Source organism: Streptomyces sp. NPDC001002 (genome assembly GCF_053599215.1).
In genome coordinates this window covers 127,552-140,724 of record NZ_JBSFLV010000001.1, presented here as the reverse complement: position 1 = coordinate 140,724, position 13,173 = coordinate 127,552, and the positions used below count along the sequence as shown (strand labels likewise).

The 13,173-nt window shown below is 71.7% G+C and carries 10 protein-coding genes; 9 read left to right on the top strand and 1 reads right to left on the bottom strand.

From position 1 onward, the window contains the following. The first annotated feature begins 43 nt into the window (after nt 1–43). Both ACWDR3_RS00680 and ACWDR3_RS00675 read left to right on the top strand, forming a co-directional pair. The gene (locus ACWDR3_RS00680) at nt 44–1,384 is read left to right on the top strand and encodes a sensor histidine kinase (RefSeq protein WP_450349628.1); all 1,341 of its coding nucleotides are present in this window, start codon (nt 44–46) and stop codon (nt 1,382–1,384) included. After that, complete coding sequence (locus ACWDR3_RS00675; protein WP_450349627.1) at nt 1,381–2,037, top strand: response regulator; 657 nt, start codon at nt 1,381–1,383, stop codon at nt 2,035–2,037. The genes ACWDR3_RS00680 and ACWDR3_RS00675 overlap by 4 nt, the downstream gene beginning before the upstream one ends. Before the next feature lie 80 nt (nt 2,038–2,117). Here the strand turns inward: ACWDR3_RS00675 and ACWDR3_RS00670 are convergent, their stop codons facing one another. Then, complete coding sequence (locus ACWDR3_RS00670) at nt 2,118–3,890, bottom strand: helix-turn-helix domain-containing protein (protein ID WP_450349626.1); 1,773 nt, start codon at nt 3,888–3,890, stop codon at nt 2,118–2,120. Nucleotides 3,891–4,041: 151 nt separating this feature from the next. On the opposite strand from ACWDR3_RS00670, the gene ACWDR3_RS00665 reads away from it, so the two are divergent. From ACWDR3_RS00665 to ACWDR3_RS00635, 7 genes are all read left to right on the top strand, one after another. Next, nucleotides 4,042–5,847 (top strand): Hsp70 family protein, encoded by a 1,806-nt coding sequence (locus ACWDR3_RS00665; RefSeq protein ID WP_450349625.1) that lies wholly within the window; start codon nt 4,042–4,044, stop codon nt 5,845–5,847. 29 nt (nt 5,848–5,876) lie between these two features. Then, entirely contained in the window at nt 5,877–6,830 is a 954-nt protein-coding gene (locus ACWDR3_RS00660) for a hypothetical protein (protein WP_450349624.1), read from the top strand. A gap of 5 nt (nt 6,831–6,835) precedes the next feature. Continuing rightward, nucleotides 6,836–7,984, top strand: a complete 1,149-nt coding sequence (locus tag ACWDR3_RS00655) for a hypothetical protein (RefSeq protein WP_450349622.1) — start codon at nt 6,836–6,838, stop codon at nt 7,982–7,984. Next, the gene (locus ACWDR3_RS00650; RefSeq protein ID WP_450349621.1) at nt 7,977–9,086 is read left to right on the top strand and encodes a patatin-like phospholipase family protein; all 1,110 of its coding nucleotides are present in this window, start codon (nt 7,977–7,979) and stop codon (nt 9,084–9,086) included. Before ACWDR3_RS00655 ends, ACWDR3_RS00650 begins: the two co-directional genes overlap by 8 nt. 284 nt (nt 9,087–9,370) lie before the next feature. Further along, the gene (locus ACWDR3_RS00645; RefSeq protein ID WP_450349620.1) at nt 9,371–11,998 is read left to right on the top strand and encodes a hypothetical protein; all 2,628 of its coding nucleotides are present in this window, start codon (nt 9,371–9,373) and stop codon (nt 11,996–11,998) included. Continuing rightward, a complete protein-coding gene (locus tag ACWDR3_RS00640; RefSeq protein WP_450349618.1) occupies nt 11,995–12,378 on the top strand; it encodes a hypothetical protein in 384 nt (127 codons plus the stop codon). Before ACWDR3_RS00645 ends, ACWDR3_RS00640 begins: the two co-directional genes overlap by 4 nt. Nucleotides 12,379–12,423: 45 nt before the next feature. Beyond that, nucleotides 12,424–13,170: a hypothetical protein gene (locus tag ACWDR3_RS00635; protein ID WP_450349617.1), complete on the top strand. Its 747-nt coding sequence runs from the start codon at nt 12,424–12,426 to the stop codon at nt 13,168–13,170. Nucleotides 13,171–13,173: the final 3 nt, after the last annotated feature.

Below are 13,173 nucleotides of genomic sequence, written 5' to 3'. Positions count from 1 at the left end.
CCCCCGGAACCGGCGGGCGGTCCCCGACCCGCGAAGGATCCCCGTGACCGCACGCTCCCCCAGGCGCTCGACCTCGCGCGAGCAGCCGGGCACCACATCGGTCTACGGCCGCCCGGGCGACGAGCGGATCCTGGAGAGGCTGACCACGGACGCCGATCAGCGCGTGATCGCCTCGCTCATCTTCCGGCTCGCCGCGTGGCGACGGGCCGACACCGCCCACCCCCAGGTCCGGCACTGGGGAGTACCGGCCTTCTGCGCCTTCTGCGGCGTCCTGTCCTTCCTCAACCCCTTCAACGGCGCTCTCCTGCCCCAGCTGGCGCTCATTCTCGCCTTCTGCGTCCCGCTCCTGTGGCGGGAACGCCGGCCCCTGCTGGTGTTCGCCCTCGTCACCGCGGCGGCGGTCGCGGCCCTCCCGCTGGGAGTGGTCACCGGCGCCGAGACGGCCCGCGTCGTCGCCCTGTACCACGTCGGCCGCCTCTGCACCCCGCGCCAGGTGGTCCTGGCCCTCGTCGTGACCATGGCGGTACTGGGGTGGTGGGCCGCCATCATCTGGCGGGGCGACCAGATGGCGCAGTCCTCGCGACCGGAGGTGGTCACCTTCCTGGCCATGACCGCCTTGGCGGCCATCGCCGCGCTGGGGCTGGTCAGCAGGGTGGCCAACGCCTATATCGACGCCCTGCGTCACGAACGCGACCAGCAGGCCGACCTCGCCACCGCACGCGAACGCGCCCGCGTCTCCCGGGAGATGCACGACATCCTGGGCCACACCCTCGCCGTCATCGTCGGCCTGGCCGACGGCGCCGCCGCCCTCGCCGCGACCAAGCCCGAGCGCGGCGCCCAGACCCTGCGCATCATCAGCGAGAGCGGCCGGGACGCGCTGGCGGAACTGCGCCGGCTCCTCGCGGTCATCGGCGACGAGGACGACCGCCCGGGCGACTCCCAACTCGCCCCGCAACCACGCCTGTCCGACCTCGACGACCTGCTCGACCGGGTCCGCGCCGCCGGCCCCACGGTCACCCTGGACACCCGCGGCGACCTCACCGCCCTGGCCCCCGGCCTCCAACTCTCGGTCTACCGAATCATCCAGGAGGCCCTGACCAACACGGTCAAGTACGCGGCCTCCGACACGTCGGTCCAGGTGACCCTGACGGCCGCCTCGGACGCCGTACACGTCACGGTCGAGGACACGGGCCCAGCCCGCCACCCCTCCTCAACAGGCCACCCCGGCAAGGGCGTTGGCCGCGGTCTCGTCGGCATACGGGAACGTACGGCTCTCTACGGCGGCAACGTCACCGCAGGCCCCAACCCCCACGGCGGCTGGACCGTCCAAGCGCTCCTCGTCCCCACTCCACAGCCCAACTCCCCGGAGAACCCCGCCTCATGACCACCGTGCTCATCGTCGACGACCAGGCCCTGCAACGCATGGGCTTCAGCATGCTCCTGGAGGCCCACGCCGACATGAACGTCGTCGGCGAGGCCGCCAACGGCAGCGAGGCGGTCCGCATGACCGCCGAACTCCGCCCCGACGTCGTCCTGATGGACGTACGCATGCCCGGCATGGACGGCATCGAGGCCACCCGCCGCATCGTCGAGTCCGGCGGCCGCTCCCGCATCCTGGTCCTGACCACCTTCGACCTCGACGAGCACGCCTACGACGCCCTGCGGGCCGGCGCCAGCGGCTTCCTGCTCAAGGACGCGCAGCCCGACGAACTCGTCGCCGGCGTAAGGGCGGTGGCCGCGGGTGACGCCGTCATCTCCCCCGGCCTCACCCGCAAACTGATCGACGCCTTCAGCGACCGCCTCCCCGGCCACAGCCCCCGCCAGCAACGCCGCCTCGACGACCTCACCGCCCGCGAACGCGAGGTCCTCACCGCGATGGCCACCGGCTGGACCAACCAGGAGATCGCCGACCGCCTCCACCTCGCCGAATCCACGGTCAAGTCCCACATCGGCCGCATCCTGACGAAGATCGAGGCGCGGGATCGGGTGCAGGCGGTGATTTTCGCGTACGACACGGGGTTGGTGCGGCCGGCTTGAGGTGACCTGGAGGGAGCGGGAGGGATCTGAAGGACCTGGCGGGAGCTGAAGACCTGAAGGGGTTCACCTTGCCGGGTCCGTCAGCTCCGCCCGGGGTCGTCCAACAGCGCCCGGCCCTGCCCGCCGAACCACGTCATGCCGTATGTCTCGGCCCCACGCAGCGCCTCCCTCAGCAGCCGGTCCGCGTGCTGCCCGCTCCCGGGGCCCGCGGCCCGGCGCAGTGCGCGGGCGCGGGCCAGACGGAGGCGGGCGAGCTCCGGTTGCGAGGAGCGGACCGGGACCTCGGCCTGCCGGAAGTGTTCGAGGGCGGTCTTCGGCTCCCCGGCGGCCAGGGCGAGCAGCCCGCAGGCCCGGGCGGTCGGCCCGAGAAGAACGCTGGGCCAGCCGGCGAGCGCGATCTGCTCACCGTCGTGCGGCGCGAGGTGCGTACGAAGCACGGGCACCACCTGCGCCAACTCCCCCTCGAATCCGCCCTCCAGATCGAGCGCCGCGCAGACCTCGGCGAGGATGACGAGGGTGGGCACGGCCCAGCCGGACGGCGGGAACAGTTCGACGTCGGCCGCGCAGCCGAGAAGGAGATCCGCCCCTTCGGCGTACTGCCCGGTCTCGCACAGAGCAAGAGCGAGACCGGCGCGCCAGATCGGGAAGTAGGCGTGCCGCTCGACGTCTCCGGCCAGGTCGGAGGTGAACAGCTCGGCCAGCCGCCCCTGTTGACGCAGCAGCCAGTAGGCCTGCCCGAGCCGGGTCTGGCGCAGATTGTCGGCGGGTACGGCGAAGTCGGCGCTGAGCTGTTCGGTGAATTCCAGGGACTCGCGGAAGACCCAGTCCGCGGCGGCGTCAAAACGGCCGTGCCAGAGGTTGAGCAGGGCGTCGAGGGTGCGCTGTTGCCAGACGACGAGGGTGCTGTGGGTGTCGGCGGCGTGCTTGCGGTACTGGTTCGCGGTGGCCAGGCCGCTGAAGATCTTTCCGTTCCTCAACTGGTCGATGGCGAGGGCCATGAGCGCCTCGCCGCGGAAGTAGGGCGAGTCGTGCCGGGCGGCGGCGTCACGGAGTTGCTCGGAGAGGGTGAGGGCGTCGGGGGCGGACATGAAGTCGTAGCGGGCCCAACGGCATTCGGTGAGCACTTCGCAGCGCACCTCGTCGTCACCGACGTCGGGTAATCGGCGCAGGATGTCCTCGGCGAGCCGCGCCCCCTCCCCGGGACCGGCCAGTCCTGCCGCCGTGTCCTGGCTGACGGCCAGGGACGTCTTCTTCGCCAGGTGCGCTTCCAGGCGCAGTCGCAGGCCCGCGGCCTCGATGCTGTCATCGCCCTGTAACGCGGCCAGACAGCCTCGGAGCGACTGCAACAACTCCCGGTCCACCTGCCCCGGATCGGACCACCGACGGGCCATCCGGACCACGGCCTCGGCCTGCGCCCGAGAATCCCCGGCGGCACTGTGGAAAGCGGCCGTGTAATGCCGCTCGGCGTCCCGCATCTCACCGGCGGCATGACTCAGATCGCCGCGCCGCAGCAACCGCCGGAACTCGGCACGTCCCTGCGCGAGAGCCGAACGCGCGTCCTTCCCGGGGGACTTGACCAGCTCGGTCGTCCGCGTCCCAGGCGCTTCCCGCACGGCCTTGAGCATGGTGTCGGAGCCCGGCGGCGGCGCGAGTCCGACGAGCGCCCCTTTGGCTTGCAGGACCTCGTCGCACAGCTGCGCCAACTCCGGGGACGCCCTGCGGCGCCCGTTCTCGACACGGCTCAGAAAGCTGCGACTGCAGTACACCTTGCCGGCCAGCTCGCTCAGCGACAGGCCGGCCGCGATGCGGCGCCGACGCAATTCGGCACCGAACCCGTCGTACTCGATGATCATCCCCCCAACAGCCCGCCGCCCGGCCCGTGTTGCCAAAAACGCGGTGGCAACACCCGGCCACTCCAGACCGGCACGGTTTCGGACGAATCTGTCTGTGGCGGAGCCTACCGGGCACAGGAGGCCGCCGACCGGCAGAACGGGAGCACTGGTCATGCCTTCGGATGAACTCAAACCGGATGAACCCAAAGTGGTGGCCGCGATCGACTTCGGCACCCACGGCACGGGTTTCGCCTGGGCGTTGAAGACACCCCTCAACGACGACCCGGAGACCAGGAGGGTGCAATGGCACTCGCGCTTCCCGCTGGGCAACCTGGCCTATCCGAAGAACCTCACCGCGCTCCTGCTGGACGCCGAGGGCGACCTCGTCGCCTGGGGATACAAGGCCCGTAAGCAGTGGTCGGACGCCCTGAAGGAAGGGGCCGCCGAGGGCCTCGGGTACGCCTACGCCTTCAAGATGGCCCTGAAGGGCGGCTCGGCCCTGGATCTGCCGACCGTGGGCGGTCACGTCGACCTCTCCGACCGCGACCTGGTTCGGAAACTGATCAGCGTGTACCTCCGGGAGATCCGTGCCCGGGCGATGGCGGAGATCCAGGGCATGGCGAAGTACACCGAGCGGGAGATCCGCTGGTGCGTGACCGTGCCGGCGATCTGGGACGACGAGGACAAGGCGGTGATGCGGCGGGCGGCCGTCGACGCCGGTTTCCCCGACGACCCCGAGCGGCTGCTGCTGGCCATCGAGCCGGAGGCCGCGGCGCTGTACTGCTATCTGCGCATGTCCGACGCGGCCGGGGTCTCCGAGGAGCGCGGCAGGCTCTCCCTCGACGAGCACGGTCTGCGGTTCATGGTGGTCGACTGCGGCGGGGGCACGGTCGACATCACGGCGTACGAGACGGACAGTGCGGCCGGCCAGTCGATCGCCCTGCGCGAGATCGGTGTCGCCACCGGCGGCCGGCTGGGCTCCGAGTACGTCAACCAGGCCTTCCGGGACAAGACCCTCGCCGACCGGTTCGGCCCGGCGGTGCTCAAGCGGATCGAGCGGGACCACGCCGACGACCTGCTCGACCTGTCGGACGAGTGGGAGAAGGCCAAGACCACGGCCGAGCTGGAGTGGGACGAGGACGGCACCGCCCGGGTGATGGATCCGGTGTACATCAAGATCCCGCCCACCGTGTGGAACCTGCTGGACGAACCCGTGCGGACCCGGCTGACGCAGGAGGCCGGGACACCGCAGAAGATCCTCGTCCCGCCCGACGAGGTGCAGGCCCTGCTGGACGAGGTCGTGGACGGCATCCTGGAGAAGGTCGAGGAGCAGCTGGCCAACATCCGGCAGAGCAGCCCGTCCCGTCCGGAGGCCGAGACGATCGTGCTGGCGGGCGGGTTCTCCCGCTCGGAGTGGCTGCGTGAGCGGATGCGCAGGCGATTCGGCGATCGGCACCGCATCCTCATCCCGCCGGATCCGGCGCTCGCCGTCCTGGAGGGCGCCACGCACTTCGCCTACAACCCGAAGGTGTTCGTCTCCCGCCAGGCCCGGTACACCTACGGATTCGCGATGGGGCTGCCGTTCGAGCACGGCGTGGACCCCGCCACCCGGGCCTACCGGGACGACGACGGCGACCTGCTGTGCACGGGCCGGTTCCAGATCGCGGTGCGGCGGATGGACTCGGTGAAGGTGAACGACACCTTCCCGTTCCAGGGCTGCCCGGCCCGTGAGGACCAGCCGGAGGTGGAGATCCGGCTGTTCCGCACGGCCAAGGCGGACCCCAGGTACGTCGACGAGGAGGGCTGCGAGGAGATCGGCCGGATGGCCGTGGACATCAGCAGCACCATCGGCCGGCCGCTGAGCGAACGCCCGTTGGCCCTGCTGCTGTACTTCGGCGCCGCCGAACTCAGAGCCGATGCCTTCGACCCCGGCAGCGGGGCGACAACCCAGGTCACCGTCGAATTCGACCGCATGTGACCATGCCCGGTCACCGCGCAGGGGGAGAGATGCAGATCTTTCACATGCTCGTACGCATCATGCGGTTCGGTCGAGACACCTCCGGCACCCTCTCGACGCACACCTACGACGCGCCGGGTCTGCGGGAGGGCGACGACGCGGTCCTGACGCCTCGGGCGGACTGGGAGCGTGTGATGGACCGGCTGGGGACGGTCGAGGCGCTCGCGGCTCGGGTCAGGGACCTTGAGCGGAACAACGTCACCGACACCCAACTCGGCTTGTATCAGGCCAAGTTGCGCGCCGAGCTGGCCGCGAGGATCGACACCGTCACCAACCGGCTGGCCGAGTTGACGCATCGTCAGGAAGGTGCCGAGACCCGGGCGGACGAGCTGGACGCGGCCGTGTCGGCGACGCGCCGCAGTCTCAGCGAGCTGGACGAGGTGCTGCATCTGATGCGCGCCGAGGACGTGGAGCGGCAGTCCACCCTGACCCGGGAGGACTTCGCCGTCCACTTCAAGATTCGCGACCGGCTCGACACCCTGTACACACAGCGGCTGGAGAGCCTGATCAGCACGCGTACCACGGCCGAGAACCCGGTGGACCGGGTGCTGCGCAGGGCCGAGTTGGCCCGTCTGATGTGCCTGGCCCTCTTCGGTCCCGTCGACGGCACCTGGCGGGGACCGGACCTCGACGAACTGGCCCGGATCGCCACCGCCGACGACCATGTGCCGCTCGCGCCCGACCAGCGCAAGCTGTTGCAGCGGGTCGGCGCGGAGGCAGCCGATCTGCATCGGACCATCACCGGCAGCGGGTACGACGGTCACTTCGACTTCGCGGTGCCGACCGGCACCCCGGCGAGTCCGCCGGACCACGTGCTGTGGACCGGATGCGAGGCCGGCCGTCCCGTCGCCTTCGTGGTCTGCCCCGGGTACACGGCGCACGGTCGCCAACTCCTGGCTCCCACCGTCTACACCGCGGCCGTGCCCGGGTACGAGGGAGGCTGACCACGATGGACGAGGTCGATCTCAGGCAGCTGAGAAGGCGTATCCCGCAGGCCGGCGACCGAGCGCTGGCGGAGATCGTCAACGGTCTGGCGACGGTGGAGGACATGACCGCGGCCCGTGCCCGGCACGGCTTCTTCGGCCGGGTGCTCCTCGGCTGGAACCGCAAGGACCGCAGGCGCGCCCTCGAAGTGGACGCGGCAATGGCCCGCACCCAGCGGCACATGGTCACCTGGGCCAAGGAGACCGCCCGGCACCTGGCGTTCACCGATCTGACCGTGGGCCTGCTGGCCATGGAGGTCGAGAAACTCCAGTACGACGTGGCACGGGTGGGCGAGCTGACGTACCAGGCGCTCGACGAGATCCGTGAACTGGCGGGCGTGCTCACGGAGTTCATCGACGTGGTGAGCCGCCGGCTCGACGAGATCGACGCCCGGCTCGACGACCACGAGCGGATCCTCGACGCCCACACCCGCGCCCTGCTGGAGACGGACCGCAGGTTGCTGGCCGTCGAGCTGTGGCAGTCCGCCTGGGCCGAGTCCGACACGGTCGTACGCCGCTGGCGGCACCAGGGCGCCTACGCCGGCCTGCCGTGGCTGTGCCAGGTGCTGTTGCTGGCCCGCGAGTGCGCCGCCGGGCGGCCGGGGCTGCACGAGTTCGTCACCGGCGACCGGTCCTGGCGGGGTCGGCTCGCCGACGACATCCTGTCCGACCCGCGGTCGGAGTCGGGACGGGAGAGCTTCGGTCCGGGGCGCGCGGGGGGCGCTCCGGGCCGGAGGTCGGTACGTGCTCTGGTGGACCGGATCATCGCGGAACTGCCGGACGCGGACGAGCGGCAGATGGTGGCCGAGGTCCTGGGCATCGGTCTGTCACCGCGGCTGCGGCCGCCGCACCGCCCGGTCGGCTATGCGGTGGCCCGCGGGCTGGAGCTGTCCGCGCGACAGCCCCTGACCAGCGAGGACCCGGCGCGCGAGGCGGCGGCCGACGCCCGCCGGGACTACGGCCATCTGGAGCTGCTGACCTACGAGGAGTTCGTGCACACGGCGATCCGGGAGCAGGCCGACGCGGCGCACCAGGCCCGTACCGATCTGCACCACGAGCAGGAGAAGGCCGGGGCCATGGACGATGCGGCCGAGGGGGGCGAGCGCGGTGTCTGAACAGGACCGCGCCGGGGAGCTTCAGGACCTGCGGCGCCGGGCGGCGGCCCTCGCCTCCGGTCCGCGGCCGGCACCCGCACCGCGGATGCCGGGGCCCGTGACCCGGGAGATGACACAGCTGATCACGAGTGGGGGCGGCACCCCGGCACACCGGTTCGGCCTCGTCCTGGCCGGTGGGGCGGCCAAGGGGGCCTACCAGGTGGGGGCCGTCGAGTGCCTGGCGGAGCGTGGCGTGCGGATCACCGCGATCGCTGGGACCAGCATCGGCGCGCTCAACGGGGTCACGGTGGCCGCCGCCCGCTCGCTGCCCGAAGGGGCGGCCCGACTGGTCGAGCTGTGGACCGGATTCACGGACCGCATGGGGGGTGCCACACCCGAACGTGACGCGATGGACGAGAGTCTCGCGGAGCACTTCGGGCGCCTGGCACCGCGCGTCGGCCGGCTGCTCGGAGCCCGGGGGGAGCTCGAGCAGCTGGCCGACCGCGCCATCGACGCGGCGGCACTGCGCACCGGCGCCACCATGCGCGTGGCCGTCTACCCCGTCCTCCCGCCGCTGCACCTGCCGCATCTCAAGGTGGCCCAGGCGGCGTCCGAGTGGCTGGCCGGCCTGGCGGGGCGGCGCTCGCGGATCCTGCATCTGAACGGACTCGACGACGCGCAGATCAAGGAAGCCGTCCTGGGGAGCGCCGCGCTGCCGTTCCTCTTCAAGCCCCGGCAGGTCGCGGGCGAGTACTACCGGGACGGCATGCTCGGGCGGGACAACACACCCATCCGGGCCCTGGCCGACCTCGACCACTGCGACATCGTGATCGTCGTCCACCTGCTGCCCGGGGAACCGATCAAGCGGGTCGAGCACCCGGATCTGACGCTGCTGCAGATCCGCCCCTCGCGTCCGCTGACCCCGTCCGGCCCGCTGGGCACCGCCAACGGCTGGCTCGACTTCTCCCCCGCGGCGTTCCAGCGGCTGCGCGCGCAGGGATACGAGGACACCGAGCGGCTCTTCTCCGAGGCGGCGGATCTCATCGCGTCCGCGCAGGCGCTGCGCACCGCCGAGGAGTTCATGGCGGACCGCGTGCAACGCGTCATCGACAACGGCCGCTGAGCCGGAGAAGAAGCCAAGAAGCAGAGAAAGAGCAGAGAAGAAGACGAAGCGCGCAGAAATGCGGAAGCACACAGAAATGTGAACGGGGGGCCATGGGCGAGGGAGGGTTTGTCTCCTGGTGCCGTGCATGCGGTCGGGACGACGAGGTGGAAAGTGTCTGTTCTCATTGCGGAATTCCTCTGGAGCCGCCTTCCGTCCAGCACGACCGGACGGGACGGGTCGTTCGGAGCGGCGGGCCGCTGAGCCTCAAAAAGGCGCTGGCCCTGAAGGACCGTGGTGACTCGGTGACCGCGCTCACCACGAGCGGGGAACTGTTCGAACTGTCCGGCTTCGAATTCGACCGCCTCGACAGGGTGTCTTTCGACGGACCCCAAGTCCTCAGCGCCGCCGGGCGGTTGTGGGCGGCGCTGAAGGCGCGGGACGCCGGTCGGCTACGGGCGCGGTGGCCGAGCTCGGTCGTCGAGGCGGAGGCCGGTGACCGGGCCATGGCCTCGCTCGGCACCCGTCGGGCCGCCGCCCTCGACGCGCTCGCGCTGAGCCGGCTGGTCCTCACCCGGCAGCTCGGGCTGACCGCCACCGAGCTGATCTGGTACCAGGCGTACACCGCGTGCGTCGTCGGGGACACCGGGGTCATGCTGCGCCACCTGGAGCGGCTGCCCCGCTCCGTCTACGCGGCCCGGATCGATCTCCTGCTGGCCCGCCTGCCGGACATCGTCGCGGACAACTCCCTGACCTCGCGCGCGGCGGCCCAACTCCGGTCGCTCGCCGATCAGTCGCTGGAGGCGGAGGCCCTGCTCGTGGCTCTCCAGCCGCGCGAGTCCGCGCGGGCCACGCGGATCGTCGTGCCGTACGCGGACCTGGTGGGAGCCAGGTGCTCGGACGCACGGGTGGGGGCGGCGGCGCGCTGCCTGGTCGGTACCGGGACGGATGCGCCGCCGGCTCCGGAGGCGACCGATCCGTCGACGGTCCGGGCCCTGTTCGGGTATCTCACGGCCCGGGAGGGAGGCCGACAGGGCGGCCGGGAGAGCGACCGGCGTGGCGGCCGGGAGAGCGCTGGCCCGGAAGACCTCAGCGCTCTCAAGGGCCTCGCGCCGGTTCTCCTCGACGACCTGGTCGACCACGGCGGTCTCTCGCCGCGGGTCCTGCACGCCGCCGCGCCCGGGGAGCCTCCGCCGTGGTCGCCGGAGCAGATGTCCTACCTGCGTTGCAGGCTCACTCCCGGCGAGGCGTCCGAAGCGGACCTGGCCGGCACAGGATTCACCGCCGAGCGCGCCCGCCGCGCCTACCTCGCGCACGACCGGGCGGAACTGGACACGCTGCCCGACACGGACACCGCCGTACTCCACTACCGGGCGCTGGACCTCTGGCGCCGCACCGGACGTGCGGTGGACCTCGGCGGCCTCCGGCCGGAGGCAGTGGGGCTCGCGAGGGAACTGGCCCGCCTGCGCGCGACGATCGCCGCGCACCCGGACGAGCCCCAGCTCGTCCCGGCAGCCGTGGCGGCCGACCCCTCCTGCTGGCGAATGCTCGGCGCCGAGGCCCGCTCGGGCTCGCTGCGGGCCGGTGACACCACGGACCGCGACCCGCGCCTCGCGGAGTGGCTGGACCTGTGGCGTCTGACCGGCCTGGTCCTGGACGGCCGGTGGACGGAGGCCGCCGCGGAGGGCGACGCGCTCGCCGTCCGCGCCGCCGACTCCTTGGTCCGGGCCGAGGCGCTCAACCTGAGTGCCTGCGCGCGGGCCGAACAGGCCGACGAGGAGGGAGCGCTGTCCCGGCTCGACGAGGCGCTCGCACTGCGCGAGAGCACGGCGCTGCTTGTCAACGCCTCCCTCGTCTCGGCGGAACGGAGTGTCACGGCAGCGCTCCCCTACCTGGCCCGGATCATCGAGGGCGCCCTCGGTCCGAAGGTGGCTCCGCCCGTCCCACGGGAGAACACGGTGCGGGCCGAGAACGCCTTGGCGGCCGCGATCGGCCACTGGCAGGCCGACAGCGAACTCGACGACTGTCCGCCCGAACTCGTGGCCATGGTGCGGGCGGCGCTGGGCCGTGCGGTCCTCGACACCGCGCTCCACCGGCTGCTGCTCACCCTCGCCGCGGCCTACGACCACACCTGGCTCGCCGCCCCCGGATCCGATCTCGTCGCCTCCGGTTCCGAGCAGCAGGCGCAGTTGCGCTACTACCGGACCCGCGCACAGTCCTGGACCCCGGACCACGAGACGGGCCTGTCGGATGTGGCGGACGTCCTGGTGGAGCTGGCTCACGGCGACGACGCCTACACCTGGGTCGACGAAGAACTGCGGGCACTGGCGAGGCTGCTCGACGAGGGCGTGCACTGCGAGTTCGGCAAGGCGATCCACCTGGTCCCCACCATCGAGGTCCTTCTGCGGGGCGAGGTGCTGGAACCAGTGCCCGGTCTCGTCCTCGGCGCCCAGGCGGCCGCGCATCTGACGGTGTACCTCGCCGACATCGACGAGGACATCAGGCCGGCGGCCGAGCACCGGCTCCTCCTGGGGCCCTGCGGGGAGTTCCTCGACGGTTCCCTCGATCTGCCGGAGCCGGTGGACGAGGCGCTGCGCGAGGAGATCTCACGGTGTCTGTGCGTCTGCGCCATCCGAGCGCTGGAGGCCACCCAGCGGATCGTCGGCGAGCGGGGCGAGGAGCTGGCACGGCTGGCGGATACCGGGCCGATCCCGGTGGGAACCGCCGGCGGCGCGTTCTCCCGGCGGTTGGCCGGACTGCTGGACGACGTGGACGAGTGCGTGGCCCGTCTGCGTGCCTTCGGCCGCCTCCTCGCAGAGCTGCCCCAGCACGAATCCGCCCGCAAGATCGCCCAGATGCTCACCAAGGCGGTGCTGACGTGGTCCGCCGAGACCACCAGGCTGCGGGCCGGCATGGAAGGAACCGGTGCATGAAACGTAATCCCTATCTTGTCCTCGGCGTCTTTTACGGCGCGGGACGGGACGAAGCCAACATCGCCTTCGTACGCCGCACCCGGGCGCTGCGCCGCGGCCTCACCCAGGGCGATCCCACCGATCTCACCTGGGCGTTGAACCAGATCGACGAGGCGAAGAGCGACCCGGCGAGCCGCATGGACGTCTTCCGGGTCCCCGCGTTCCCGGAAGCGTTCGAGGGCTCCGGTCCCGGTGTGTTCGAGCCCGGCCCGGAACAACTCGCCGCGCGTCCGGGCGACATGGCCGGAGCGCTCGAAGAACTGCGTGCGCGGGCCGCCGTGGAGTGGGTGAAGCACCTGGTCGCACTGCGCCGAGCGGGCACCGAGCCGATCGTCCCCTGACGGTCACAGCACATCCGTAGGACCACAACGCAACTAGGGGGAGCGTTGTTCAACAAGACCCTGCGTACGGTCGCCGATCGGCTTGCCGAGGCGATCCAACTCGTCCATGATCTCGACCGCCGGCTGGACAAGCTGGAGGTCATCGCCCTGGTCCGGGAGCCGTCCGTGGTGGCCGCCGCGGACGCCTACGACGGACTGCGCAAACAGGTCGTCGCCTCGGCCACCGCCCGCTGGACGCACCTCGCCCAGCTGGCGCAGCTCGATGCGGCCCTGGCCCAGGGTGCCGACCTGGAAGTCGTCGGCGCCCTGGTGGAGGGGTGGATCACCCAAGCCGCCCTCGACCGCGTCAGCGACCCCGGACACCCCGAGGCCGACCTCCTGTACGAACTCGTCGAGAACTTGGGCGGTCCGTTGGCGGTACTGGAGCCGGCCTACGTCGACGGAGTCACCGGCCGCCTCGTACGTCCGGGGCGTGCGCACCGCGCCGAGACGGCGCCACAGGTGCCGACGCCGGAGCGGACGGAGCCGGCGCCCGGCACGGAACAGGCGGTCTCCGTGGAGCCCGTACCCGCCGCCGCGCCGAAGCGAGCCGCACGGGCGAAACGGTCCGACAGGCCCGTGGACGGGGCAGCGGCCTCGCCTTCGTCGCCGGCCCTCGATCCCGACCCCGACCCCGATCCCGATCCCGACACTGATCCCGGTGCCGGTGCCGGTGCCGATCCAGAGGTGACCGGCGACCCGGCCGGCGTGCGCCCCGGCTCCGCGGCCGACCGCGTCCAGGAAGGCGGGTGACCC

Bases quoted from the DNA above. Each gene is read 5' to 3' on its own strand.
- ACWDR3_RS00670 (WP_450349626.1), bottom strand. From the start codon at position 3,890: ATGATCATCGAGTACGACGGGTTCGGTGCCGAATTGCGTCGGCGCCGC.
- ACWDR3_RS00675 (WP_450349627.1), top strand. From the start codon at position 1,381: ATGACCACCGTGCTCATCGTCGACGACCAGGCCCTGCAACGCATGGGC.
- ACWDR3_RS00655 (WP_450349622.1), top strand. From the start codon at position 6,836: ATGGACGAGGTCGATCTCAGGCAGCTGAGAAGGCGTATCCCGCAGGCC.
- ACWDR3_RS00665 (WP_450349625.1), top strand. From the start codon at position 4,042: ATGCCTTCGGATGAACTCAAACCGGATGAACCCAAAGTGGTGGCCGCG.
- ACWDR3_RS00660 (WP_450349624.1), top strand. From the start codon at position 5,877: ATGCAGATCTTTCACATGCTCGTACGCATCATGCGGTTCGGTCGAGAC.
- ACWDR3_RS00640 (WP_450349618.1), top strand. From the start codon at position 11,995: ATGAAACGTAATCCCTATCTTGTCCTCGGCGTCTTTTACGGCGCGGGA.